The sequence below is a fragment of the Microbacterium mcarthurae genome (assembly GCF_046064585.1).
GTDB classification, from domain to species: domain Bacteria; phylum Actinomycetota; class Actinomycetes; order Actinomycetales; family Microbacteriaceae; genus Microbacterium; species Microbacterium mcarthurae.
In genome coordinates, this window is sequence record NZ_JAROCE010000001.1 from 1251078 (window position 1) to 1274700 (window position 23623).

The 23623-nt window shown below is 71.8% G+C and carries 21 protein-coding genes; 11 read left to right on the forward strand and 10 right to left on the reverse strand.

Annotated features, from left to right (window positions below):
* Positions 1-50 precede the first annotated feature (50 nt).
* The 3 genes from P5G46_RS06085 to P5G46_RS06095 all read left to right on the forward strand — a co-directional run bounded on the left by P5G46_RS06085 (position 51) and on the right by P5G46_RS06095 (position 6214).
* A complete protein-coding gene (locus P5G46_RS06085; RefSeq protein ID WP_408905210.1) occupies positions 51-2948 on the forward strand; it encodes an MMPL family transporter in 2898 nt (965 codons plus the stop codon).
* On the forward strand, positions 2945-5029 hold the full coding sequence (locus tag P5G46_RS06090) for a YhgE/Pip domain-containing protein (protein ID WP_408905211.1): 2085 nt from the start codon (positions 2945-2947) through the stop codon (positions 5027-5029). The genes P5G46_RS06085 and P5G46_RS06090 overlap by 4 nt, the downstream gene beginning before the upstream one ends.
* A gap of 288 nt (positions 5030-5317) precedes the next feature.
* A complete protein-coding gene (locus P5G46_RS06095; protein ID WP_408905212.1) occupies positions 5318-6214 on the forward strand; it encodes a hypothetical protein in 897 nt (298 codons plus the stop codon).
* 643 nt (positions 6215-6857) lie between these two features.
* Here the strand turns inward: P5G46_RS06095 and ccsB are convergent.
* The 7 genes from ccsB to P5G46_RS06130 form a co-directional block, all read right to left on the reverse strand.
* Positions 6858-7877, reverse strand: coding sequence for a c-type cytochrome biogenesis protein CcsB (ccsB, locus tag P5G46_RS06100; protein WP_239277359.1), 1020 nt, complete (start codon positions 7875-7877; stop codon positions 6858-6860).
* A 4-nt stretch (positions 7878-7881) separates the two neighbouring features.
* Positions 7882-9624: a cytochrome c biogenesis protein ResB gene (resB, locus tag P5G46_RS06105; RefSeq protein ID WP_408905213.1), complete on the reverse strand. Its 1743-nt coding sequence runs from the start codon at positions 9622-9624 to the stop codon at positions 7882-7884.
* Positions 9605-10354 (reverse strand): cytochrome c biogenesis CcdA family protein, encoded by a 750-nt coding sequence (locus P5G46_RS06110; RefSeq protein WP_239277357.1) that lies wholly within the window; start codon positions 10352-10354, stop codon positions 9605-9607. Before P5G46_RS06110 ends, resB begins: the two co-directional genes overlap by 20 nt.
* Positions 10351-10944 carry a TlpA family protein disulfide reductase gene (locus tag P5G46_RS06115; protein WP_408905214.1) on the reverse strand — a complete coding sequence of 198 codons (594 nt, stop codon included), beginning with the start codon at positions 10942-10944 and terminating at the stop codon, positions 10351-10353. Before P5G46_RS06115 ends, P5G46_RS06110 begins: the two co-directional genes overlap by 4 nt.
* A complete protein-coding gene (locus tag P5G46_RS06120; RefSeq protein ID WP_239277355.1) occupies positions 10944-11588 on the reverse strand; it encodes a histidine phosphatase family protein in 645 nt (214 codons plus the stop codon). The genes P5G46_RS06115 and P5G46_RS06120 overlap by 1 nt, the downstream gene beginning before the upstream one ends.
* Positions 11589-11674: 86 nt before the next feature.
* Positions 11675-12355 (reverse strand): DedA family protein, encoded by a 681-nt coding sequence (locus P5G46_RS06125; protein ID WP_408905215.1) that lies wholly within the window; start codon positions 12353-12355, stop codon positions 11675-11677.
* An 88-nt stretch (positions 12356-12443) separates the two neighbouring features.
* Entirely contained in the window at positions 12444-12836 is a 393-nt protein-coding gene (locus P5G46_RS06130; RefSeq protein WP_239277353.1) for a hypothetical protein, read from the reverse strand.
* A gap of 68 nt (positions 12837-12904) precedes the next feature.
* Here P5G46_RS06130 and P5G46_RS06135 point away from each other — a divergent pair, with 68 nt between their 5' ends.
* Genes P5G46_RS06135 through P5G46_RS06145 form a run of 3 tightly spaced genes read left to right on the forward strand, consistent with a single transcriptional unit; the run spans position 12905 to position 16208 of the window.
* Complete coding sequence (locus P5G46_RS06135) at positions 12905-13663, forward strand: Rossmann-fold NAD(P)-binding domain-containing protein (protein WP_408905216.1); 759 nt, start codon at positions 12905-12907, stop codon at positions 13661-13663.
* Positions 13660-14916, forward strand: a complete 1257-nt coding sequence (locus P5G46_RS06140; protein WP_408905217.1) for an adenosylhomocysteinase — start codon at positions 13660-13662, stop codon at positions 14914-14916. Before P5G46_RS06135 ends, P5G46_RS06140 begins: the two co-directional genes overlap by 4 nt.
* Complete coding sequence (locus tag P5G46_RS06145; protein ID WP_408905285.1) at positions 14916-16208, forward strand: amidohydrolase family protein; 1293 nt, start codon at positions 14916-14918, stop codon at positions 16206-16208. The genes P5G46_RS06140 and P5G46_RS06145 overlap by 1 nt, the downstream gene beginning before the upstream one ends.
* 37 nt (positions 16209-16245) lie before the next feature.
* Here P5G46_RS06145 and P5G46_RS06150 read toward each other — a convergent pair whose 3' ends face one another.
* Positions 16246-17238: a nucleoside hydrolase gene (locus P5G46_RS06150; RefSeq protein ID WP_408905218.1), complete on the reverse strand. Its 993-nt coding sequence runs from the start codon at positions 17236-17238 to the stop codon at positions 16246-16248.
* 208 nt (positions 17239-17446) lie between these two features.
* Between P5G46_RS06150 and P5G46_RS06155 the strand changes: the two genes are divergently transcribed.
* From P5G46_RS06155 to P5G46_RS06175, 5 genes are all read left to right on the forward strand, one after another.
* Positions 17447-18682, forward strand: coding sequence for a sugar ABC transporter substrate-binding protein (locus tag P5G46_RS06155; protein WP_239277348.1), 1236 nt, complete (start codon positions 17447-17449; stop codon positions 18680-18682).
* Positions 18679-19626, forward strand: coding sequence for a carbohydrate ABC transporter permease (locus tag P5G46_RS06160; RefSeq protein ID WP_239277347.1), 948 nt, complete (start codon positions 18679-18681; stop codon positions 19624-19626). The genes P5G46_RS06155 and P5G46_RS06160 overlap by 4 nt, the downstream gene beginning before the upstream one ends.
* Positions 19623-20504 (forward strand): carbohydrate ABC transporter permease, encoded by an 882-nt coding sequence (locus P5G46_RS06165; RefSeq protein WP_239277346.1) that lies wholly within the window; start codon positions 19623-19625, stop codon positions 20502-20504. Before P5G46_RS06160 ends, P5G46_RS06165 begins: the two co-directional genes overlap by 4 nt.
* A gap of 41 nt (positions 20505-20545) precedes the next feature.
* The gene (gene aspS, locus P5G46_RS06170) at positions 20546-21886 is read left to right on the forward strand and encodes an aspartate--tRNA(Asn) ligase (RefSeq protein WP_239277345.1); all 1341 of its coding nucleotides are present in this window, start codon (positions 20546-20548) and stop codon (positions 21884-21886) included.
* 72 nt (positions 21887-21958) lie between these two features.
* The gene (locus P5G46_RS06175; protein ID WP_239277344.1) at positions 21959-23017 is read left to right on the forward strand and encodes an ATP-binding cassette domain-containing protein; all 1059 of its coding nucleotides are present in this window, start codon (positions 21959-21961) and stop codon (positions 23015-23017) included.
* A 9-nt stretch (positions 23018-23026) separates the two neighbouring features.
* Here P5G46_RS06175 and P5G46_RS06180 read toward each other — a convergent pair whose 3' ends face one another.
* Together P5G46_RS06180 and P5G46_RS06185 are read right to left on the reverse strand one after the other, a co-directional pair.
* The gene (locus tag P5G46_RS06180; RefSeq protein ID WP_239277343.1) at positions 23027-23329 is read right to left on the reverse strand and encodes a Dabb family protein; all 303 of its coding nucleotides are present in this window, start codon (positions 23327-23329) and stop codon (positions 23027-23029) included.
* Positions 23326-23604 carry a glutaredoxin family protein gene (locus P5G46_RS06185; protein WP_239277342.1) on the reverse strand — a complete coding sequence of 93 codons (279 nt, stop codon included), beginning with the start codon at positions 23602-23604 and terminating at the stop codon, positions 23326-23328. Before P5G46_RS06185 ends, P5G46_RS06180 begins: the two co-directional genes overlap by 4 nt.
* Between the last annotated feature and the right edge of the window lie 19 nt (positions 23605-23623).

Genomic DNA, 23623 nt, shown 5'->3' on the forward strand with positions numbered 1-23623 from the left:
ATCCGATACGGTGCTGTATCGACCCACCGCCGACCTCGGGAGCAGCCACCGTGTCCACCTTCCTGTACACCCTGGGCCGCTGGTCGTTCCGCCACCCGTGGCGCGTCCTGTCGGCCTGGCTGCTCATCCTCGCGCTCGCCGGCGGCGGTGTGGCGCTGTTCGCCAAAGGCACCGACAACACCTTCTCGATCCCGGGCACCGAATCCCAGGCCGGGCTCGAGATGCTCTCCCGCACGTTCCCGCAGGTCAGCGGCGCGAGCGCGGACATCGTGGTCGTCTCCGCCGACGGCGCGAGCGTGCGCGACCAGGCCTACCAGGACGCCATCGGCACCGCGGTGGACGACATCGGCACCCTCGAGTTCGTCGAGGCCGTCACCAACCCCTTCGACGACCGCATCTCCGGCGGCGTCTCCGACGACGATCGCGCCGCGATCATCCGCATTCAATTCTCGGGCGAGGCCACCGCGGTCCCCGCCGCGACCGAGGACGGCCTGCGCGAAGACACCGAGGCCCTCGGCGCGGCCCTCCCCAGCGGCTCGCAGGCCGTGCTCGGCGGTCAGCTGTTCGCCACCGAGGTCCCCGGCGCGACCATCACCGAGGCTCTGGGCGTGGTCATCGCCGCGATCGTGCTCATGCTGACGTTCCGCTCGCTGCGCCTGGCGTGGATGCCATTGGCCACCGCCATCCTCGGCGTGGCGCTGTCCGTCGCCCTGATCTTCATCTCGACCGGGTTCGCCACCGTGTCGTCCACCACCCCGCTGCTGGCGGTGATGCTGGGCCTGGCGGTCGGCATCGACTACGCCCTGTTCATCGTCTCGCGCCACCAGGATCAGGTGCGCGAGGGGATGGACCCCGAGGAGTCCGCCGCGCGGGCCACCGGCACCGCCGGGTCGGCCGTGGTGTTCGCCGGCATCACCGTGCTCATCGCGCTCATCGGCCTCGGCTTCGCGAACATCCCGTTCCTGACCACGATGGGCATCGCCGCGTCGGTCGCGGTCGCCATCGCGGTCTGCATCGGCCTCACCCTCACGCCGGCGCTCCTCGGCTTCGCCAAGGGCCGCGTCGTCGGCTGGGGTTACGGGTCGCGCGGCACGACATCGCGCCGCCGTCGCGGCATGTCCGCGCAGGAGGACGCCGACGCCGTCCACGCCGCCGCCCTCGAGCGCGAGAAGAAGGTCGCCGCCGCCAAGGCGCGCGCCGAACGCAACGGTCCCGCCAAGCGGTGGGTGGGCCTCGTGACACGGCATCCCGTCATCACGACCGTCGCCGTGATCGGCCTCCTCGGCGTCACCGCTATCCCGGCGGGAAGCCTCGCCCTCACCCTGCCGACCGCCGGTCAGCTCCCCGAGGGCAACGAGGCACGCACCACGTACGAGCTCACGGAGGAGTACTTCGGTCCCGGCGCCAACGGCCCCCTCATCATGACCGGAACGATCGTGACGTCCAACGATCCGCTGACGCTCATGCAGGACATCGGCGACGAGGTCGCGAAGATCCCCGGCGTCGCCGAAGTGGCCCTCGCCACCCCCAACGAGACCGCCGACACCGGCATCGTGCAGATCGTCCCCGAAACGGGCCCCGAAGACCCGCGCACCGCCGACCTCGTGCGCGAACTGCGCGCCGCCGAAGACCGCCTGTACGACGAGTTCGGCGTGCGCCTGCTGGTCACCGGCTACACCGCCGTGACGATCGACATCTCCGACCAGCTCGGAGCGGCGCTCCTCCCCTTCGGCATCTTCGTCGTGGGCCTGTCGCTGATCCTCCTGATGATCGTCTTCCGCTCGATCTGGGTGCCCCTGACCGCCGCCGGCGGGTACCTGCTCTCGGTCGCCGCGTCCTTCGGCGTCGTCGCCGCGGTGTTCGAGTGGGGCTGGTTCGCCGACGCCCTGCACGTGGCGAAGGTCGGCCCCATCATCAGCTTCATGCCGATCGTGCTCATGGGCGTGCTGTTCGGTCTGGCGATGGACTACCAGGTGTTCCTCGTCTCGCGCATGCGCGAGGACTACGTGCACGCCTCCCGCGAGGGTCGCACCCCCCGGGAGATCGCCCTCGGCGCCGTGCGCAGCGGCTTCCGGGGCTCGGCGCGGGTCGTCGTGGCCGCCGCCGTCATCATGTTCTCGGTGTTCGTCGCCTTCGTGCCCGAGGGAGACTCGAGCCTCAAGCCGATCGCCCTGGGCCTCGCGGTGGGCGTCGCCGTCGACGCGTTCCTCGTGCGCATGACCCTGGTGCCGGCGATCCTCGCGCTGCTGGGGGCCAAGGCCTGGTGGATGCCGCGGTGGCTGGACCGGCTCCTGCCCAAGCTCGACGTCGAGGGCGAAGCCGTCGAGCGCGAGCTCGGACTCGCCGGGTGGCCCTCCGAGCCGGCGATCGCGATCGCGGCCGACGACCTGCGCGCGGCGACGGTGCGCGACGACGAAGACCCCGCCTTCGCCGACGTGCAGCTCCGCCTCGGATACGGGGGCACGCTGCTCGTCACCGGGGAGACCCGCGTCACGCGTCCCCTGCTCCTCGCCCTCGCCGGTCGCCTCTCGGCGATCGAGGGACGCCTGCGCGTCGACGGGCTGCTGCTGCCCGAGCGGGCCGGCACGGTGCGCTCGCGGGTGGGCGTGGCCCTGCTGGACGACGCCGAGACGGTCGCAGCCGAGGTCGACAGCGCAGTGTCGGGCCGCACACGCTTGGCCGTGCTGTGCGACGTCGATCGCCTCGACGCGGACGCCCGCGCCGATGTCGCCGAGGCGATCCGCCGGGCATCGGCCGCCGCGCGGGAGCGCAGCGACGACGCCTCCGGGGCCTTCACCCTCGTCGTCTCCGCCCGCGACGAGCGCCGCGCCCTTGCGCTCCTCGCCGACGCACACCGCCCCGACGTCACCTCGCTCGCCCTCCCGTCGCCCCACCGCCACCGACCGGCTCCCGAGTCCTTCACCGATCTCTCCGAGGTGTTCGCATGACCGTCCCCGTCGAGCGCTCCCGCTCGCGCCGCCCCGTGACCTGGCTCACCCTCATCGGCGTGCTGCTGTTGCCCGCTGTGATCGGTGGCATCCTCGTCGGCGCGCTCTACAACCCCACCGACCGTCTCGACAACATCACCGCGGCCATCGTGAACGACGACAAGGCCGTCGAGCTCGACGGGCAGCTCGTGCCCCTGGGCCGGCAGCTCACCGGCGGACTCGTCGAGGGCGCCGACGACCAGCCGAGCAACATCGACTGGGTCATCTCGAACGACGACGACGCCGCAACGGGCCTGAAGGACGGCACGTACACAGCCGTCGTCACGATCCCCGAGAACTTCACCGCCGCCGCCCTCTCCACGCGACCGGGCGAAACACCCGAACGAGCCACGATCGGCGTCGAGACCGCACCCAACGCGCGCGTCGTCGACGGCGCGATCACCGCGCAATTGGCATCCACCGCCTCCTCGGTGTTCGGGAGCGAGCTGTCGTCGCAGTACCTCACCAACGTGTTCCTCGGTTTCACCACCCTCGGCGAGCAGCTGAGCACGGCGGCCGGTGGAGCGCACCAGCTCGCCGACGGCGCCGGTCAAGCCGCCGACGGTGCCGACGCACTGGCCGACGGCCTCGGGCAGCTGTCGGACGGAGCCTCGCAGCTCGCCACCGGCGCGCAGCAGCTGGCCGCGGGAGCCGGCCCACTGGCCGACGGCGCGTCGCAGCTCGCCGGCGGTGCGACCGCGCTGGCCGGCGGTACGCGCGAGGCGGCCGCCGGTGTCGGCGACCTCGCGGGCGGTGCGAACAGCATCGCCGACGGCAACCAACAGCTCGCCAACGAGATCAACGGCATCGCCGACCAGATCCCGCCGCAGTTCGCGCAGATCGCGACCGACCTGTCCGAAGCCGCGCCGCAGGTCAACGACGCCCTCGTGGCGGCGGCGGCAGCGCTGCAGACGGCCGCCGACGAGTGCACGGGCACGCCCGAGCAGTGCGAGGCGCTGCGCGCCGCAGCGGCCGACGCGAACGCCGCGCTCCCCCAGGCCACGGCGACCGTGACGCGGATCGGCGAACTCGCCGGCGACGCCGCAGAGCTGCCCGCCGGCATCCGCACCATCGCCGCCGCGAACCAGCAGCTCGCCGACGGCGCCCGCGGGCTGGCCGGCGGCGCCACCGAAGCCGCGGACGGCCTGAACACCATCGCCGGCGGCGTCGACGGCCTCGCCGGAGGCGCGAACCAGCTCGCCGACGGCGCACGACAGTTCGGCACAGGTGCAGCGGGCCTCAGCAGCGGCGCCGCGCAGCTGGCATCCGGTGTCGCCGGAGCCGAGGAGGGTGCCGTGCAGCTCGCCGACGGCGTGGACCAGGTCGCCTCGGGCACCTCGTCGCTCGCGGACGGGCTCGACACGGCCGTCGCGCAACTGCCGACCTACACCGACGCCCAGGCACAGAACCTCGCCGACGTCGTCGCCGACCCCGTCTCGGCGTCCGGCGTGAGCGACTCCCTGTTCGGCATCGCGGCGGTGCCGCTGCTGGCGATGGCGGTGCTCTGGTTCGGCGGCCTCGCCTCGTTCGTCGCGTTCCAGGCCGTGTCGGCGCGGGCGCTCACGAGCCGCCGCGCCTCGGGCCTCGTCGCTCTGCGGGGCTTCGCCCCCGCCGCGATCATTGGCGCCGTGCAGGGCATCCTCGTCGCGGGCGTCGTACAGGTGGCATCCCAGTACGACTGGAGCGACTGGGCGCTGTTCGCCCTCGTGTGCATCGCCGCCGGAGTGGCGTTCGCCGCGGTGAACCAGGCCCTCGTCGCCCTCTTCGGCGGAGCGGGACGCTGGGTCGCGGCCGTGATCGGAGCCCTCGCCGTCGCGGCCAACATCGTCTCGACGGTGCCGCCGATCCTGGCGGGTCTCGCCTCGCTGCTGCCGACCTCCCCCGCCTACGCGGCGATGCTCGGCGCCCTCGCATCATCGGGCGGAGTGGCGGCCGGTGTCGCCGGCCTCGCGGTCTGGGCCGTGCTCGCGCTGATCGTGACGACGCTCGTCGTGGTCCGGCACCGCACAGCGTCCGTGCGCGCCGCCGCCCAGCCCGCGTAGCGCCGCGGGGGCGCAGCGCGGGGACGCGGCGCGGGGACGCGGCGCGGGGACGCGGCGCGGGGACGCAACGCCGGGGCGCTGCGCGGGGGCGCGGCGCCTCTCCCTGTTGAGTGTCCAAGACACGCGGACGAGCCGCTCCGGCATCCGCGTGTCTTGGACACTCAACGGGGTGGACCACCCCGCACCTGTGCGAGTGCCCCTCCTCCACATGACACGCAGTGCCTTCGCCATCCCCAGAACGGCGAGAGGCCGCGACCGCCAGGAGTGCGGGTGCGGTTTCCTGGCGACATGCGTCGCTCTGCCCTGCCCGACCACCTCGGACCCGCGTTCGACGTCGCGACCGCCCGCCGGGAGGGAATCGCCTCGGGGCGCCTGTTCGCTCACGACCTCCTCGCGCCCTTCCATGGCGTACGAGTCGGGGTCGATCATCCGCTCGACGAAGTGCTCGACCGGTGCGTGGCGTACGCACCCCGGCTGCGCGGGAGTCAGTTCTTCAGCCACACCACCGCCGCCGCGCTCTGGGACTTGCCGCTCCCCGGCTACGCCCTACGCGACCTCCACGTGGCGGCCGACCGTCCCGCACGCGAGCCGCGGTCGGTCGGCGTGATCGGCCATCGGCTCCGGATGGATGGCGCCGACCTGACCCTCCGCCACGGACTCCCGGTCCCTTCGGCCGCCGAGACCTGGGCGCAGCTCGGGGGAATGCTCCCGCTCGACGCTCTGGTCGCGGCGGTCGATGTCGTCCTGACCCGGCGGGACGCCGACCGTGACGAACTCCGCGGCGCCCTCGAACGCCTCCGTCGACGCGGGGCCGCGGACCTCGAGACCGCCCTCGACCTCGCCCGGGCCGGCGCAGAATCGCCGCGGGAGACCGAGGTGCGGTTACTGCTCCACCGCGCGGGGCTGCCCGAACCGGAGCTGAACGAGAACCTGCATGTGGACGGCCGGTTCGTCGCTCGACTCGACCTCGCGTACCGCGCCTACCGTGTCGCGGTCGAGTACGACGGGCGCCAACACGCCGCGCTCGACCAGTTCCGCCGCGATGCCGACCGGTGGCGCGCCATCGCCGGAGCGGGATGGCTCCTTGTGCGCGTGCTCGACCACCACCTCCACGTCCCCGCGCGCGACGTCGTCGGCCCGGTCCGTGCCGCGCTGATCTCCCGAGGCTGGCGCCCCGGCACGTAGGCCGGCAGTCCCGATGCCACCCGCGCGTGGCGCCCCGACCCGCCCCGCCCCGCCCCGCCCCGGTTGAGTGTCCACAACACGCGGATGCCGCGCCCCCGCGTCCGCGTGTCTTGGACACTGAACCCAGGCACGCCACCGCAGCGCACGACCGCGCTCCGTTCGGCCGGCCAGGCCCCGGCATTCCCCGCGCCCCGCGCGCTCCGGCATTCCGACGCCCCAACGCCCCAACGCCCGATTGAGTGTCCACAACACGCGAATGTCGCGCCCCCGCGTCCGCGTGTCTTGGACACCGAACCCCGGCACGCCACCGCAGCGCACGACCGCGCAGCTAAGCCGGCAACGCCCCGACGCCCCGGTATTCCGACGCCCCAACGCGCTGGCATCCCTCTTGAGTGTCCACAACACGCGGATGCCGCGCCCCCGCATCCGCGTGTCTTGGACACCGAACCCGGCATGCCACCGCAGGCCACGACCGCGCTCCGCTAGGCCGGCCTCGCCCCGACGCCCCGATTGAGTGTCCACAACACGCGGATGACGCGCCCCCGCGTCCGCGTGTCTTGGACACTGAACCCCGGCACGCGCGCCGGCGCCCGCACGCCTCGGCACCCCGGCACGCGCGCGCGGCGCCCGCGCGGGCGACGCGTCAGGAGGTCAGACCCGAGTAGGCGTGCAGACCCTTGAAGAAGACGTTGACGATGGTGAAGTTGAACAGCACCGCGGCGAAGCCGATGATCGACAGCCAGGCCGAACGGGTGCCGCGCCAGCCGCGGGTCGCGCGAGCGTGGATGTACCCGGCGTACAGCACCCAGATCACGAAGGTCCAGACCTCTTTGGTGTCGAAGCCCCAGAACCGGCCCCACGCGTCGTTGGCCCAGATGGAACCGGCGATGAGAGTGAAGGTCCAGAAGATGAAGCCGACGATCGCGAAGCGGTACGCCAGAGACTCCAACGCATCCGCCGTCGGCAGGGTCTGCAGGAAGCTGCGGCGCGGCGCCGCGGCGTCCGGGGAGGCGGCGGCCGCGGCGAGCTTCCGCTCGCGGCGCGCCTGCAGCAGCTGCATGATCGACAGCCCGAAGGCGAGGGCGAACAGCGCGGTGGCCAGCGACGCGACGAACACGTGGATGACGAGCCACACCGACTTCAACGGGTCCGCGAGCGGCACCACCTCGACGTGGAAGGCCAGGGTCGCCCCGCCCAGCAGCACCACGGCGAGACCCGTGATGAGAGAGCCGAGGAAGCGCAGGTCGTACCGGGTGAGCACAGCGAGGTAGACCGCGACGACGAGCAGCACGCCCGTGAGGGCGAACTCGTACATGTTGGACCACGGCACACGCTCGGCCGCGATACCGCGCAGCACCGTGGCGGCGAGGTGGAACAGGAAGCCGAGGGCCGTGAGCGCCGTGCCCATGCGGGCCCAGAGGTACCGCGGCCGGGCGGGCGAGGTTCCGGATGCCGCCGACGGCGAGGCGGCGTCGATCACACCGCCGCCACCCGCGGTGACCAGCTCGCGCGCGACGATCTCGTCCTTGGCCTTGAGGGCCAGGTCGGATCGGCGGGCGAGATCGATCGCGTACGCGATGAAGGCCAGCACGTAGATCGCGACGGCCGTCCACACCAACAGGAGGGAGATCTCGTCGAGGACGAGCGGGTCGGTTCCGGGCATGATGTCAGTCTACTTTTCCGGTGTCGGGGCGGCTCTGGTCGTCGGGGGCCGGGAGCGTGGAACGGTGCCGTTCGACCACCTGGTCGAGCGCGGCGGCGAGCGTGGGGTCTTCGCCGCGGGCGAGGGCGGCGTACTCGATGCGCACGGTGTCGCCGTCCGCTGCGGCCTTGACCCACATGCGCCGACGCGGGACGAAGAGTGCCGCCAGCAGCCCGAGCGTGGCCAGCGTGGCGAAGACCAGCACCCACGGACCCGCGAGGTCGCGGTGGATCGAGAGCGACACGAAGCGCTTGACCGAGTCCTGGTAGCCCACCGCCCCCGCGGGTGCCTCGTTCTCGAACGTGATGGTTCCGAGGCCCTCGGGCAGGTCCTGCGTCTCGCCCGGCATGAGGCGCAACGCCGGCGTGCCGCTGTCGCCGCCCGCGATCTGGGTCATCTCACTCGTGTCGAGCGTGTACACCGACCGCGGTGTCCCGCCGTCGATGCCGAGGTCGCCCGAGTAGGCGCGCAGCGTGAGCACGGGGTACTCCAGGCCACCGAACGTGGAGGTGAGCGCCCCCGTGTCGAGGGTGTCCATCGTCGGGTAGAAGAAGCCGACGAGACCCAGTTGGTCGGGCAGACCGTCGGCGACCTTGATCACACCGAGCGAGGTCATGTTGGCATCCTGAGGCAGGAAGGCCACCGAGTCGTGGAACACCTCTTCGCCCTGGGCGTTGCGGATCGTCACGGTGGGCGCGTAGCCGTTGCCGAGCAGGTACACGCGATCGCCCTGCACGTCGAGCGGGTGGTTGACGCGGATCTGCCCCTCGCGGCGGTCGCCGCCCGGAGCGATCGTGGTGACGTGGGCGGCGAAGTCGCCGGCCTGGCCCGAGCCGGGCTGCCCGGGCGGGACGTAGCTCACGTCGAAACGATCGAGCGTCATCGAGTACGGGGCCAGGGCGTTGCTGTCGACGAAACGACCGGGGTTGAACGAGGAGTAGTCGAGGAGGCTGTTCGTGAACGCCTGCCCCTCGACGAGAACGCGCTGACCGGTGTACGTGAAGCCGCCGCCGACACCGACCGCGATGAGCACGCCGACGAGAGCGGCGTGGAAGACGAGGTTTCCGGTCTCGCGCAGGTACCCGCGCTCCGCCGACACCGAGAAGGCTCCGCGCCCGTCGTACCGCGCCACGCGGTACCCGGCCTTGCGCAGTTGCGCCGCGGCACTGTCGACCGCCGCGGTGGCGACGACGTCGGCATCCTGCCCCTCCGGCACGGGAACGGATGCGACGCGGTGATCGTCGAGTCGCGCGAGCCGCGCGGGCGTGCGCGGAGGCTGCGCACGGAGCGCCTTGGCGTGGTGTTTGGTGCGCGGCAGAACGCACCCGATGAGGGAGATGAACAGCAGGATGTAGATCGCCGAGAACCACGGCGACGTGTACACGTCGAAGAGGCTGAGGTTGTCGAGGACGGGCGCGAGATCCGGGTTGTCGCGGAAGTACTGCGTCACGCCGTTGGGGTCGGCGCTGCGCTGCGGCACGAGCGAGCCCGGGACCGCCGCGATCGCGAGGAGCAGCAGCAGCACGAGCGCGGTGCGCATGCTCGTCAGCTGCCGCCAGCCCCACCGCAGCCACCCCACCACGCCCAGGCGCGGGGAGGAGATCTCGTCGCCGGAGGGGGTCGCCGAGTCGGCATGGTCGGACGGGCGGAGCACGCCGTCGGCGGGTTCGGTCACGGTGTTCCCTCGATCAGAGCGGGAGCTGGACATTGCCGATCACCCCCTGCAGGTTCGACATCCACGAACCCCACACGCCCGTGACCATCAGCAGGCCCAGCACGATCAGCAGCGCGCCGCCGATGAGGTTGACGACGCGGATGTGCCGACGGACGAAGGCCACCGAACGGGACGCCCATCCGAAGCCGAGCGCCAGCAGCAGGAACGGGATGCCGAGGCCCAGCGAGTACGCCAGCCCGAGGAGTGCCGCCCGACCGGGGTCGCCCAGGTTGTACGACACCGAGAGGATCGCCGCGAGCGTCGGCCCGATGCACGGGGTCCACCCCACGCCCAGCGCGACGCCGAGGAGCGGAGCGCCGACCAGCCCGAGGTTGCCGCGCGCCTGCAGGCGCACCGACCGCTGCGCGAGACCGAACAGCCCGATGAAGACCAGCCCGAGCAGGATGATCACGACGCCCATGATGCGGGTGATCGTGTCGGCGTACCGCAGGAAGAACATGCCGGCGGTCCCGCCGAATACGTTGACCGCCATGAACACGAGCGTGAACCCGGCGATGAAGAGCAGGGTGCCGAAGACCAGTCGGGAGCGGCCGGGGGCGGATGCCGACCCCCCGCGCGGCGCGACGGCGCCGCCGATGAAGCCGAGGTAGCCCGGCACGAGCGGAAGCACGCACGGCGACAGGAACGAAACGAGGCCCGCGGCGAGGGCGACGGGGATCGCGAGCCACAGCGCCCCGTCGAAGACCAGAGCTCCGGGGTTCACGCGCTCTCCGCGAGCACCGTGCGCACCATCGCCTCGAGGATGGATGCCTCGGGCAGCTCACCGATCACGCGGGCGGCGACGCGCCCCTGCCGGTCGAGCACGAGCGTCGTCGGCGTGGCGTTGATCGGTGTCTTCTCGGCGAAAGCGAGCTTGAGCTCCGCGTCGCCCACCGCCATGGCGCTGGGGTAGGACACGCCGTTGTCGCGGGCGAACGCCAGCGCCGTGGCGGGCTGGTCGTACGTGTTGATCCCGAGGAACTCCACGTCCTGACCCTCGAACGTCTGGAAGGCCTGTTCGAGACGGGGCGCTTCGATGATGCACGGGCCGCACGTGGCGTACCAGAAGTTCACCACGAGGACCTGTCCCGCGAAGTCGGCGCTGGAAACGGGCGACCCGTTGTCGAGGGTCCCGGCGAAGTCGACCGCTTCTCCCCGCTGATCGGGCGCGATCTCCTGGGTCTGGAAGCCGTTGGCCGCGATGAAGCCCTTGTTGTCACCGGCGCGGTACTGCTCGGCGAGAGGGTCGGCACCGCAGGCGGCCAAGCCGACGGCCAGGATCGCGACCGCGGCGGCGGAAAGAACTCGGCGCATCAGACGGCTCCTACGTCGACGGCTCCGGCCGTCGCGGCCGGCTCGGCGTACGCCACCTCGACCCAGCGCGAGGTCCCGGCGGCACCGTCTCGCCGCTCGAAGCTCGTCACGCTCGACAGCGCGCAGCGGCGCTTGCGGGGGTCGTGGCGGGTGGGTTGGCGTGAGAGGGCCAGGTGCGTGACCCAGATGGGGAGCTGGTGGGAGACGACGACGACATCGCCGGAGGGAACGCGCTCCCAGGCGTCGGTCATGGCCTCGGTCATGCGGGCCACGATCCGCTCGTACGGTTCGCCCCAGCTGGGCACCGCCGGGCGCGAGAGGTGGCGCCAGTTGATCGGGTTCGCCAGGGCGCGCTTCATCCGTCGCCCCTCGAACACGTTGGTCGGCTCGATCACGCGGTCGTCGATGAAGGGTTCGATTCCGAAGAGCTCGACGAACGGTTCGGCGGACTCGCGCGTGCGCTGGAGCGGCGACACGACGAGAGCCCCGACGGGCCGCTGCAGGCCGTGCACGTAGTCCGCGGCCTGGCGGGCCATACGGCGGCCATCGACGCTCAGCCCGAATCCGGGGAGCCGGCCATAGAGCACACGACGGGGGTTGTGGACTTCCCCGTGGCGCACGAGATGAAGGCGGTCGGCGGGCACGTCACCAGTCTACGGGCGGGTCTTGTGGGCCGGCTGAGCGGGCGGTGCCGTTGGTTCGACGGCGTCGTATCCGTGAGCGCGGGCGCTCAGGCGCCGTGGCGCGCCTCCAGGAGCGAGCGGATCCGGGTGTACAGGAACCACGCGATGCCGAGGCCCACCGCGGCGATCACCACGTACTGCAGGATGTCGGCGTACTGCTCGATGACGTGCCAGTTCTCGCCGAGCAGGTACCCGGCGAGGACGAAGATGGTGTTCCAGATCAGGCTGCCGGCGCCCGTGAGCAGACCGAACCGCCACAGCGGCATCTTCGCCACCCCGGCGGGGATCGAGATGAGGCTGCGGAAGATCGGCACCATGCGCCCGAAGAACACGGCCTTGCCGCCGTGGCGCTCGAACCAGGCCACGGTGCGGTCGACGTCCTCGGGGTGGAGCAACGGCATCTTCGCGGCGAACGCGCGCAGGCGCGCGGCACCGAGCCACCGGCCCAGTCCGTAGAGAGCGAAGGCGCCGACGATGGAGCCGAGCGTGGTCCACAGCAGCGCTTCGAACAGCGTGAACGACCCCCGGCTGGCGGTGAGGCCCGCCATCGGCAGCACGACCTCGCTCGGCAGCGGCGGGAAGAGGTTCTCCAGCGCGATCGCGACACCGGCGCCCACGGGACCGATGATCTCCATGAGCGACACGGTCCAGTCGGCCAACGACGTGAGCCACGACGTGTCGCCCGAGGAGGATGCCGCGGACGCGTGCGTGAGGGTGGTGTCGGTCATCGGGTGCCTTCGCGCTCGGTGATCGGCCGCCCGTCCGGACGTCCGCCCGAAGCCTACGGGTGTCGCCTCGGCGCGACCTGTGAGCGCGTCAGGTCGTGGAGACCCCGGCGCTCACGATCGCCGCGGCCACGAACCACGTGGCCGTGATGAGGACCGCCCCCACCAGCGGAACCCAGAACGTCACGCGATGACGCACGAGGCGCACGATCGCGGCGACGACCGTGAGGAGCAGCACGACCCAGGGGGCGATGACCGCGAACCACAGCCCGAAGTTCATGACGCCGAAGTCGCACCGTGCCGCGCCGCAGGCGTCCGAGGCGAACGCGAGGAAGAAGCCCGCGTACGAGCCCGCGATCGCGACGAGCGGGAGCAGGACCAGCAGAACGATCGTCAGGGCGAGATCCCATCCCCGGCGCGCAGGCCGTTGCGGCCGCTCGGGCCGGAGCATCCGGTACGACTCCGGTGAGAGGGAATAGGTCACGGGCGACATCCTAGGGATGCCGCGCCCCCGATTCGCGCGGAAGGGTCCCCGGGTCCTACGTTCGAGCCGTGTCGTCCTCCTCCTCTGCCGCCCCCGTCGGGCTCGAGGGCGGGTTCCCGATCACGCGCGAGCTCCTGGGTGCGCGATCGCTGCCGCCCTCCCCCGTCGCCTACGGCGGCCCGCTCCCCGCCCTTCCTCGCACCTTTCGTGAGGCCCTCCGCGAGACGTGGGATCTCCGGATCGACCACGACCCGGCGGCGTTCGACCCGCTCACGTCGCGGGCGTTCGGCATCCTGTACGCGCACGTCCGCGCCGAGCAGGTGCTCCTCGCCCTCTCCTCCCGCACCAACCTCACCCTCGCCGGAGCCACCGTGCGCGTCGTCGGCGACGGTGCGCTCGCCCCCGTCCTGACGACCGCCCTGCGGCGGCTGGGCGCCGCGGTCGTGCGGGCGACCGACGACCCCGTGGAACGTCTCGCCGCGCGGCTCGACGGAGTTCGCGTGGAGCCGGTGTCCACCGCCGGCACCACCGCGTTCACCCTGCTCACCGGTGTCGGACACGACGGTGTCTCGGCTCTCGACTTCGCGGGCATCGTCGCGGATGCCGCACCCCGACCGACGACGGCCGCCTCCCTGCCGTCTCCGCGCGCGCACGTCGGCACGACACCGAGAGGAACGCTCGTGGAAATGCCCTCTCCGCTCCCCGCGGACACCGAGCCGACCACGGCGGCGCAACGACGTCTGGCCGACGCGCTCGTCGCCGCGCTGATCGTCGACGACGGCCCGGACGGCGACAGCGGCGCCTTCGCCGCGGCGGTGACGCCGTGACGGGCCGCATTGCCGACGCGGACCTGTGGCCCGAGGGGCACGACCGCATCGAGTGGGCTCGCGCCCACATGCCGGTGACCACGGCTCTCGCCGCGCGTCTGGGCCGCGATGGCACCGTCGCGGGCGTCCGGATCGGCGTCTCGGACGTGCTCGAGCCCAAGACGGCGACGGTCGCGCTCGCGCTCGCCGAGGCCGGCGCCGAGGTGACGGTCACCTCGGCCGGGCGGAACACCGACGACGCCGTGGCGGCCGCACTCGCGCACGCCGGTCTGCCGGTGTACGCACGGGCGGATGCCGACAGCGCCGAGGACCGCGCGAACGCCCTGGCGCTTCTCGCCCACCGGCCCGACGTCATCGTGGACGACGGGGCGTCCACGATCCGGCTGGCCCACCTCGAGCGCCCCGATGTGGTGGCCGACATGCGCGGCGCCACCGAGCAGACGACCTCCGGTGTGCGTCCCCTTCGGCGTATGGAGGTCGAAGGCGCGCTGCGGATTCCGGTCGTCGCCGCGAACGACGCCCGCTCCAAGTCCCTGTTCGACAACATGCACGGCACCGGGCAGTCGGTCGTCTTCGCCGTGGCCGACGTGGCCGACCGCTCGTTCCTCGGTGCGACGGTGGTCGTGGTCGGCTTCGGTCGCGTCGGCACCGGGATCGCCCAGCACGCCGCCGCTCTCGGCGCGCGCGTCGTCGTCACCGAGACCGACCCGGTCGCCGCGCTGCAGGCCGCCTTCGCCGGTTTCGAGGTGCGAACCCTCGCCGAAGCCGTTCGTCACGCCGACATCGTCATCTCGGCCACCGGCATCCGTCACTCCATCGACGTCGCCCACCTCGACGCGCTGCGCAGCGGCGCGGTGGTCGCCGTGGGCGGCGGCGTGGGCCAGGAGATCGCGCTGACGGCCGCGCGGGCCGCGGGGGCGGTCGAGGTCGCGCGGGACGGGGCGGTGTCGGTTCTCCGGATGCCGAGCGGAGCCGAGGTGCGCGTGCTCGACGACGGCAACTGCCTCAACGTCAGCGCCGCCGAGGGCAATCCGGTCGAGATCATGGACCTCTCGTTCGGCGTCCAGCTGGCCTCGGTCGCCCACGTGCTGTCCACCCCGTCCCTGGGCCCGGGCGTGCACGAGCTGCCGCGCGCCGCCGACGACGAGGTGGCCGCTCTCGCCCTCGCCTCCTTCGGCGGGACGCTGGACGCGCCGTCGGCGGCGCAGCGGGCGTTCCTTGCCGCGTGGAATCCCGAGGAGGACGAGGAGTGATGGTCGTCGTCCATCGCGCCCGGTTCGTCCTGTCGCCCGGCGCAGCCGCGGTGACGGACGGTGCCGTGGCCGTGGCGGGCGGCCGCATCCTCTCCGTCGGTTCCGCCGACGAGGTCCTCGCGAGTGTCGGGCCGGGCGCGGTGGTGCACGAATGGGACGGTGCGCTCACACCGGGTCTGGTCAACGCCCACACCCACCTGCAGTACAGCGACATGGCCGCGGTCGGCCTCGCCGCGCACGCCGGTTTCGAAGCGTGGATGAGCGCGTTCATGGAGCTCTACCCCGTGCCGCGGGACTGGGGTGCGTCGGCCGCCGCGGGAGCCGCGCTCGCCCTGCGCTCGGGAACGACGACCGTCGCCGAGATCGTGACCGACGCCGCCGCGGGATCGGCGGTGCACGACGCCGGGCTCCACGGCATCGCGTTCTGGGAGGTCCTCGGGTGGACCGAGCGGGCCTGGGACGAGCGCGGCGAGCGCACCGTGCGGGCACAGCTCGCCGCCCTCCCCGCCACTCCCGCGATCGGACTCTCCCCGCACGCGATCTACTCGCTCGACACCGCGGTCATCCGCGACCTCGCGCGCCTGTCCGCGGAACTCGGCGTGCGCCAGCACATCCACGCCGCCGAGTCGGCGTGGGAGGACGCGTACGTCCGCTCCGGCACCGGTGATCTCGCGGAACGCTGGCGCGCCAACGGTCGCGGAGAGTTCGCGCTGCTCCGCGACGGCGGGGTCGGCACCGGGGTCATCCGCTACCTCGACGACCTCGGCGCTCTGAACCCCTCCACGCACCTCGCGCACGGAATCTACGTGGATGCCGCCGACCGGGCGCTGCTGCGCGCACGCGGTGTCAGCGTCGCCCTGTGTCCCCGCTCGAACGCCGTGATCGGGCTCGACGCGCCGCCCGTGGCCGCGTACCTGCGCGAGGGGAACGCGATCGCGGTCGGCACCGACTCGCTGTCGTCCTCGCCCAGCCTCTCGCCGTGGCACGACGTGGCCGCGCTCCACGACATCGCCCGCGCCCAGGGATACGCGGCCGACGACCTCCACGCACGCCTGTTCGCGGCCGCGACGATCGGCGGCGCGCACGCGCTCGGAATGGATGCCGACACCGGGGCGCTCCGCCCGGGCGCACGGGCCGACCTGGCGGTGTTCCCCGTGTCCGCCTCCACCGCGCGCGACGCGCTCGCGGAGCTCGTCGAGGCCGGGCCCGACGAGGCATCCCTCACCGTGGTCGGCGGCCGCGAGCGCTGGACGCGCACGCCCGGGCACGATCGGTCGTCTGCCGGGGTGTGACGCCCCGGGGTTCACGGTCGGCGGAGCACCCCGGGCGTCATCGGTCCCGCGGTGCCGGGCCGGTCGACAGCGCCTGGACGAACCGCAGCAGGAACTCGGTGCCGTCGAACGCCGTGACGGCGCGGACGGAAGGACCTGCCGGTGTCCCCCACACCAGGGGCAGGCCGTCGTGGGTCAGTGCGACGCGAGTGGCCAGCGAACCGCCGTAGGGCGTGTAGTCCACGGGCCCCTCGATCCAGCCCGTGACGATCTCGGGACGATGGAGTACGACGGTCGCGAGGCCGTCATGGGCCGACGAGATCCGACGCCCCCACTTGTACTGGTAGAAGTCGTTGTAGGCGTCGAGGACCTCGCCGGCGAACTCCGCCCACGGGTTGCCCGCTCCGCGCAGGACGGCGAGCACGTGCTCGTCCAGGATGGCTTTCGCGGTGACGTTGACGCCCACCATGACCACGTTGCCGGAGTTGCGCGCCCCGAAGACGATCTCGGCCGCTCGACGGTCGTTGGCGGTGTTGGCATCCGTCAGGGTCGCTCCCCCCGGTGCCGGGTACGGACCCGCGCCGCCCATGATCACGACCGAGCGGAACTTCAGGAACAGGTCGGGGTCGCGCTCGAGCGCGCGGGCGATGTTCGTCAGCGGCCCGAGTGGATGCAGGTCGACCTCGCCGGGGTGCTCGGCGGCGATGCGCACGATGGCATCCACCGCGCTCTCGTCCTCCACGCGCAGCTCGGCGCGCTCGAAACGATCGCCCAGACCGTCGGTGCCGTGAACGAAGTCGGCGATCGAGGCCTCGCCCTCGAACGGCGTCGCCTCGCCGAGGTGGATCGGGATGTCCTCGCGACCGGCCAGCCGCAGCACCGTCCGCACGTTCCGCGCCGAGTCCTCGACCGGCGTGTTGCCGTAGATCGTCGTGATCGCCTCGATCTCGACGTCCGGCTGCGCCAGCAGGTACATCAGCGAGTGGGCGTCGTCGAGACCGGTGTCGGTGTCGACGAGGACGCGGCGGACGGAAGGGGGGACGGATGCCATGAATGCTCCTCGGGCGGAAGAAGGGGACGCTCTCACCCTGCCGGTTCCCCCACGCCGACACGGCGCGGCGTTACATCGCGTGACACGTTCGTTCCCTGTTCGTCACGTGGACGCCCCAGAGTGAGCCATGACGCGGGTAGCTCCCGACCCGCCTCCCCCACAGCACACGTCGACCGGCGCCACGGCGTCGTCGGGAACGGACAGACCCATGGCATCCATCTCTCGCCTGCGCCGCATCGCCGTGCCTGCGACCGGGCTCACCGCCGTCCTCGCGCTCACCGCCTGCGCGGGCGGTTCCTCGACCCCCGCCGCCACGGACGGCTTCGAGGGCGTCGAGCTGACGGTGTGGAACAACATCGACTTCGAGCCGTACCAGGGACTGCAGAAGACGTACTTCGAATCCTGTGCCGCCGACCTCGGCATCACCGTCGACGTCCAGACCCAGTCGGGCGACTACACCACACGCCTGCTGCAGGCCGCCGGCGCGAAGTCGCTGCCCGACGTCGCGCTGCTCTCCACCGACACGCAGCTGCCCCAGCTCGCGTCGCAGGGGGTCCTCGCGGACCTGGGTCAGTACGACGTCAGCACCGACGGTCTGGCCGAGAGCGCCGCCGACCTCGGCCGCTACGACGGCACGCTGTACGGCCTGCCCGTGCAGGTGGAGGATTACGCCGTCTTCTACAACAAGGCCGCCTTCGCCGCGGCGGGAGTCGCCGAGACCGCTCCCGAGACCTTCGACGATCTCGTCGCGCTGGCGGAGTCGCTCACGACCCCGACGCAGAAGGGCATCGTCCTGCCGGGAATCGGCGGCGACGGTTCGACGCCGGTGTACTTCCTGCCGTTCCTCCTCTCGGCCGGCGGCGACCCCGCCGACCCGACCGGGGCGGGCGCGGTCGAGGCGGTCGACCTGTACAAGAAGCTCGTCGACAGTGGCTCCCTCTCGTCGGAGTTCGTCAACTGGGGCTGGGACTCCATCGACCAGTGGACGTCGGGCTCCGCCGCCCTGACGGTGTCGGGTCCCTGGAACCTCGTCGATACCTCGATCCCGTTCGAGTGGGGCACGTTCCCCTTCCCGACCGCGGAGGCGGGCGAGTCGCCGCAGGTGAACCTGCTCGGCTACGCGTACGGCGTCGCCGCCAATGCGGACGCGCAGAAGGAGGCCGCAGCGGCCGCCCTGGTGCAGTGCCGCGCTTCGGAGGAGAACCAGATCGAGACCGCCGTCCAGGGCGGGTACATCCCCGCGCTGCAGAGCGCGCAGGAGGCCTTCGTGGAGCAGGTGCCCGCGGCGGCCCCGTTCGTCGACGCGGTCGACGGCGCGTACAACTCCGCGGAGCTGGGCACGGAGTGGAACACCCTGCAGCAGCAGTACGTCGACGCCATCCAGAGTGCGACCGTCGGCGGGCAGACGGCGCAGGCCGCACTGGAGCAGGCCAGCGGCCAGTGACGGCGGACACGCTGACGTCGACCGACCGGCCGGGGGTCCGCTCCCCCGGCCGGTTCCGGCGTTCTCTCGCGGCGCGGCAGCGCGGTGAGCTGTGGGGATTCCTCTCCCCCGCCATCGTGTTCTTCGTCGTGTTCTTCCTGTTCCCCCTGGGGTACGGCGTGTACATGAGCACGACCACCTTCACGACGGGAACGTTCATCACCGGCCGCGCGCCCTTCGTGGGAACGGCGAACTTCGAGGCGATCCTCGCGGAGCCGGTGACCTTCCGCGCCCTCGCGAACACCCTCGCCATCACGGTCGTCTCGGTCGCGGTCGAACTCGTTCTCGGCCTCGCTCTCGCGCTCCTGTTCGCCCGACGCTTCCCCGGCAGCCGCTGGCTGCCGACCCTCATCCTTCTGCCGTGGCTGCTCCCGGCCGTCGTGGTCGCCACGGTCTGGAAGTCGCTGCTCGCCGGCGACGGCCCGATCAACGATGTCCTCTCCTCGATCGGCATCCCGGTCGAGCCGTGGCTGGCCAACCCCGCCACCGCCCTGCCTGCGGTCATCGTCGTCGCCGTCTGGGCGAGCCTGCCCTACTGGGCCACGATCCTGGGCGCCGCGCTGAAGCAGGTGCCCGCGGAGCAGCTCGAGGCCGCGCAGCTCGACGGCGCCGGGGCGTGGCGCCGCCTTCTCTCGATCGTGATGCCGACCATCTGGCCGGTGATCTCGGTGCTCGTGGTCATGAGCGTCGTCTACACGCTGCTCATCGTCGACCTGGTCCTGGTGCTCACCGCCGGCGGCCCCGCGAACAGCACCGTGACCCTCGGACTCCTGTCGTACCGGCAGGCCTTCCAGCAGTTCCAGTTCGGACTGGGCGGAGCGTACGGGATGCTGCTGCTGGGCATCAGCATCCTGTTCGCCATCGCCTACACCGTGATGTCGATGCGCCGGGAGCGTGACGAATGACCGCCACCCTGCCCGTCGCCCCCGCGACGGCGACGCCCGAGCCGGCCGCAGCCCCCGTCGCTGCCCGCCGCCGCAGACGCGGCTGGACGTGGACCGTGGTCACGGTCATCGTTCTTGCGGTCTACCTCTTCCCGGTCTACTGGATGGTGTCGGCGTCGCTCCAACCCTCCGCGAACTCCGCGGACACGGCCTGGTTCCCCGCGGCACCGGGACTCGGCGGATACGAGAAGGCCCTGGACGACGCGGGCATTGGCGGATTGCGGGTCTCGGTCCTCGTCTCGCTCGGCTCGGTCCTGGTGACCCTCCTGGTCGCGATCCCCGCGGCCTACGCGTTGAGTCGCCTCCGCTCCCGCGCGGTGAGCATCGCCCTCATCCTGCTGCTGCTGGCGCAGATGATCCCGAGCGTCGTCCTCGCCACATCCTTCTACGCGATGTTCAACTCCTGGGGGCTGCTCAACACCTTCATCGGGCTGATCCTCGCCAACTCCACCGCGGGCGTGCCCTTCGCCGTGATCGTGATGCGGGCGTTCATGCTGCGCCTGGACACCGAGGTGATCGAGGCGGCGACGGTCGACGGTCTCGGCCCGGTCGGCACCCTGTGGCGCATCGTCGTCCCGCTCTCGCGCAACGCGATCGTGACCGCCGGGGTGTTCGCCTTCCTCTTCAGCTGGGGCGATCTGCTGTTCGGCCTGACCCTCGTCAACCGCAACGAGATGTACCCCATGTCGGTGCTGATCCTCGCGCTGTCGAACTCGAACCTGAACACGTGGGCCGCGACCATGGCCGCTTCGTTGATCGCGAGCGTGCCGGCGCTGGTCGTCATCCTCGCCGCCCAGCGTCACGTCAAGGCGGGCCTGACCGCCGGCTCCGGTCGCTGAGGCGCAAAGGCCGCCCGCGCCCGCACGTAGACTGGCTTCTCGTGAGCGAACGCGTCCTGGTGCAGCAGCTGAAATCCCTCCCCGCGGGCCCCGTCTCGGTGTCCGGTTGGGTCGAGACCGTGCGCGATCAGAAGAAGGTGCAGTTCGTCGTCCTGCGCGACGAGACCGGTGCCGTGCAGCTGGTCAACCCGGCGACCCGTCCGTCCGAAGACGCCGGCGAGCAGGATGCCACGGCCCTCGCGCTCACCGAGACGATCGGCGCCCTGGCCAACGGCACCTTCCTCACCGTGCACGGCGAGCTCAAGCACGACGAGCGCGTGAAGCTCGGCGGTGTCGAGATCAGGATCGGCGAGCTCGAGATCGCCGCCGCCGCGAACCCCGAGACGCCGATCGCCGCCGACAGCGGTCTGGACAAGCGCATGGACTGGCGCTTCCTCGACCTGCGCCAGCGCCGCAACAACCTCATCTTCCGGGTGCAGACCACCCTCGAGCACGCGATGCGCACGTACTGGGTGGAGCGCGACTACATCGAGATCCACTCGCCCAAGCTCATGGCATCCCCGTCGGAATCCAACGCCGAGCTGTTCGAGGTGCCCTACTTCGAGGACAAGACCGCGTACCTCGCGCAGAGCCCCCAGTTCTTCAAGCAGATGGCGCAGGTCGCCGGCTTCGGCAAGATCTTCGAGATCGCCCCCGCCTTCCGCGCCGACCCCTCGTTCACGAGCCGCCACGCGACGGAGTTCACCTCCGTCGACGCCGAAATCAGCTGGATCGACTCGCACGAGGACGTTGCCCGCATGCAGGAAGAGCTCCTGCAGACCGCGATCCAGGCGGTCAAGGACAAGCACGGCGACGAGATCCAGGAACTCTTCGGCGTCGACGTCCAGGTGCCAAGCCTGCCTTTCCCGCGCATCCCTCTCGCCGAGGCCCGCGACATCGTCGCTGCCCGTGGATACGAGATCCCGCGCACCGACGGGGATCTCGACCCCGAGGGCGAGCGGCAGATCGCGGCGCACGTGGGCGAGACCTACGGCCACCAGTTCGTGTTCATCACGGACTACCACCCCGAGATCCGTGCCTTCTACCACATGCGCGACCCCGAGACCGGGCTCACCAAGTCGTACGACCTGCTGTTCAACGGTGTCGAGATCACGACCGGCGCGCAGCGCGAGCACCGCGTCGACGTCCTCGTCGAGCAGGCGAAGGAGAAGGGGCTCGACCCCGAGCACCTCGACTTCTACCTCGACTTCTTCCGCTTCGGCGCCCCGCCGCACGGCGGCTTCGGCATGGGCCTCGCCCGCGTGCTGATGCTGCTGCTCGGTGAGTCGTCGATCCGCGAGGTCACCTACCTGTTCCGCGGACCGACGCGCCTGGCCCCCTGATTTCGCCGGCCCGACCCCCGGGGTTCACTCTCCGGGCCGGGAAGGGCCATCCCGGGCTCATAGCGTGTCGTCATGGTCGAAGGTAGCGCCGTGCGCACCGTCCCGGTGGACGGTCCACCCCGCGCGGGCTGGCCGATTCGGCTGAACGGGATCGGGCGTCGTCGCGAGGGCACCGCGGTGCTCGACGACATCCACCTCGAACTGCCCGCGGGCATGATCGTCGCCGTCGTCGGCGAATCCGGGTGCGGGGCATCGACCCTGGCGAGGATCGTGGCCGGGCGCGAACGCCCCGACCGCGGCGAGGTGCGCATCGACGGACGTACGCGGCCGGACGCGCCCCCCGTGGTCGCTGTCCCCCACCGCTTCTCACCCCGCTGGCGCCGCGCGCGCGACACCATCGTTCCGCGAGCGCAACGCGCCCACGCGGAAGCGCACCAAGAAATGGAGCGGCTCCTCGACCTCGTCGGCCTCGAGCACCGGGAGGAGCGGGCACGTCGGCTCTCCCGGGGCGACCGGCAGCGCCTCGCCATCGCGCGGGCCCTGTTCGCCCGCCCTCGCGCGCTCGTGCTGGACGACGCCCTGAGCTTCCTGCACACCTCCGCCCGGGAACGAGTGCGGGACGCCGTGGTGCGGGAGCTCCGTCGCCGCGGCACGACCACCCTGTGGGCGACCCGCGACACCGCCGAGGCGGTCGCGGTCGCCGACCGCGTGGTCGTCCTCCACCGCGGCCGCGTCGCCGCCGAGGGCTCCCCCGAACAGGTCTACGCACGTGCGGCGGAACCCGCGGTCGCCGCCGTCCTCGGACCGGTCAACGCCGTTCCCGGCATCGTCGAAGGTGCGGTCGTGGATGTCTGGGGGCAGCACGTCCCCCTGGCCGGCCCGGCCCACGACGGTCACTGCGAGGTGCTGGTGCGTCCGCAGAACGTCGTGCTCGTGGCATCCGATGCCCCCGGAATGGATGCCGTCGTGGAGGAGAGCACGTTCCTGGGAAGCGTGCGGCGCTCGCTCGTGCGCACCACCGATGGGAGTCTCGTGCAGGTCGATCACGCCGTCACCGACCGGCTCGACGATCACGCCCGCGTGCGGATCGCGCTCGCCCCGGTTCCGGTCACGACGCGCCCGCTGGGCTGAGGCGGAGGCTCAGGCGGGGAAGTCGATCCCCGCGCGCTCGGACACCACCGAGCGGACGAACGCCCCGGCCTCCTGGTGCGCGGGGTGGACCTGGTAGCGCTCGAGAGCGTCGACGTCCGCGAACTCGCTGACCAGGACGACATCCCAGTTCGTCTGGGGGTAGGCGACGTTCCGGCCGACCTCGAGGTGCAGGATCTCCGGGATCTCGGCGCGGAGCGCGAGCAGGCGCTCCTCGATCTGCTCGGCGTGCAGCGCACGCGTGTCCGCGTCGTCGGCCGCGAGCTTCCATAGGACGATGTGACGGATGCTCACGCGGAAGCTCCTTCGAGATCGGCCGCCAGGAGCGCGGCACGCAGGCGATCGGCGGAGACGCGCCAGTGCGCGTGCAGTTCACCATCGAGGAGGACGACGGGGATCTTCTCCCACCACCGCTCGTAGAGCGCGGCGTCCTGGGCGATGGACGCCCGCTCGATGACGACCCGAGCGGCGACCTCGGACGGGAGATCGGCGACGACGGTCTCGACGATCTGCTCTGCCACGTCGCACAGGTGACAGTCGGTCTTGCCGATGAGCGTCAGGGTCGTCACCCCTCCATCCTAGGAGGGC

Bases quoted from the DNA above. Each gene is read 5' to 3' on its own strand.
- P5G46_RS06165 (WP_239277346.1), top strand. From the start codon at position 19,623: ATGACCGCCACCCTGCCCGTCGCCCCCGCGACGGCGACGCCCGAGCCG.
- P5G46_RS06175 (WP_239277344.1), top strand. From the start codon at position 21,959: ATGGTCGAAGGTAGCGCCGTGCGCACCGTCCCGGTGGACGGTCCACCC.
- P5G46_RS06155 (WP_239277348.1), top strand. From the start codon at position 17,447: ATGGCATCCATCTCTCGCCTGCGCCGCATCGCCGTGCCTGCGACCGGG.
- P5G46_RS06125 (WP_408905215.1), bottom strand. From the start codon at position 12,355: ATGACCGACACCACCCTCACGCACGCGTCCGCGGCATCCTCCTCGGGC.
- resB (WP_408905213.1), bottom strand. From the start codon at position 9,624: ATGTCCAGCTCCCGCTCTGATCGAGGGAACACCGTGACCGAACCCGCC.
- P5G46_RS06150 (WP_408905218.1), bottom strand. From the start codon at position 17,238: ATGGCATCCGTCCCCCCTTCCGTCCGCCGCGTCCTCGTCGACACCGAC.
- P5G46_RS06095 (WP_408905212.1), top strand. From the start codon at position 5,318: ATGCGTCGCTCTGCCCTGCCCGACCACCTCGGACCCGCGTTCGACGTC.
- P5G46_RS06090 (WP_408905211.1), top strand. From the start codon at position 2,945: ATGACCGTCCCCGTCGAGCGCTCCCGCTCGCGCCGCCCCGTGACCTGG.
- P5G46_RS06115 (WP_408905214.1), bottom strand. From the start codon at position 10,944: ATGCGCCGAGTTCTTTCCGCCGCCGCGGTCGCGATCCTGGCCGTCGGC.
- ccsB (WP_239277359.1), bottom strand. From the start codon at position 7,877: ATGCCCGGAACCGACCCGCTCGTCCTCGACGAGATCTCCCTCCTGTTG.
- P5G46_RS06145 (WP_408905285.1), top strand. From the start codon at position 14,916: ATGGTCGTCGTCCATCGCGCCCGGTTCGTCCTGTCGCCCGGCGCAGCC.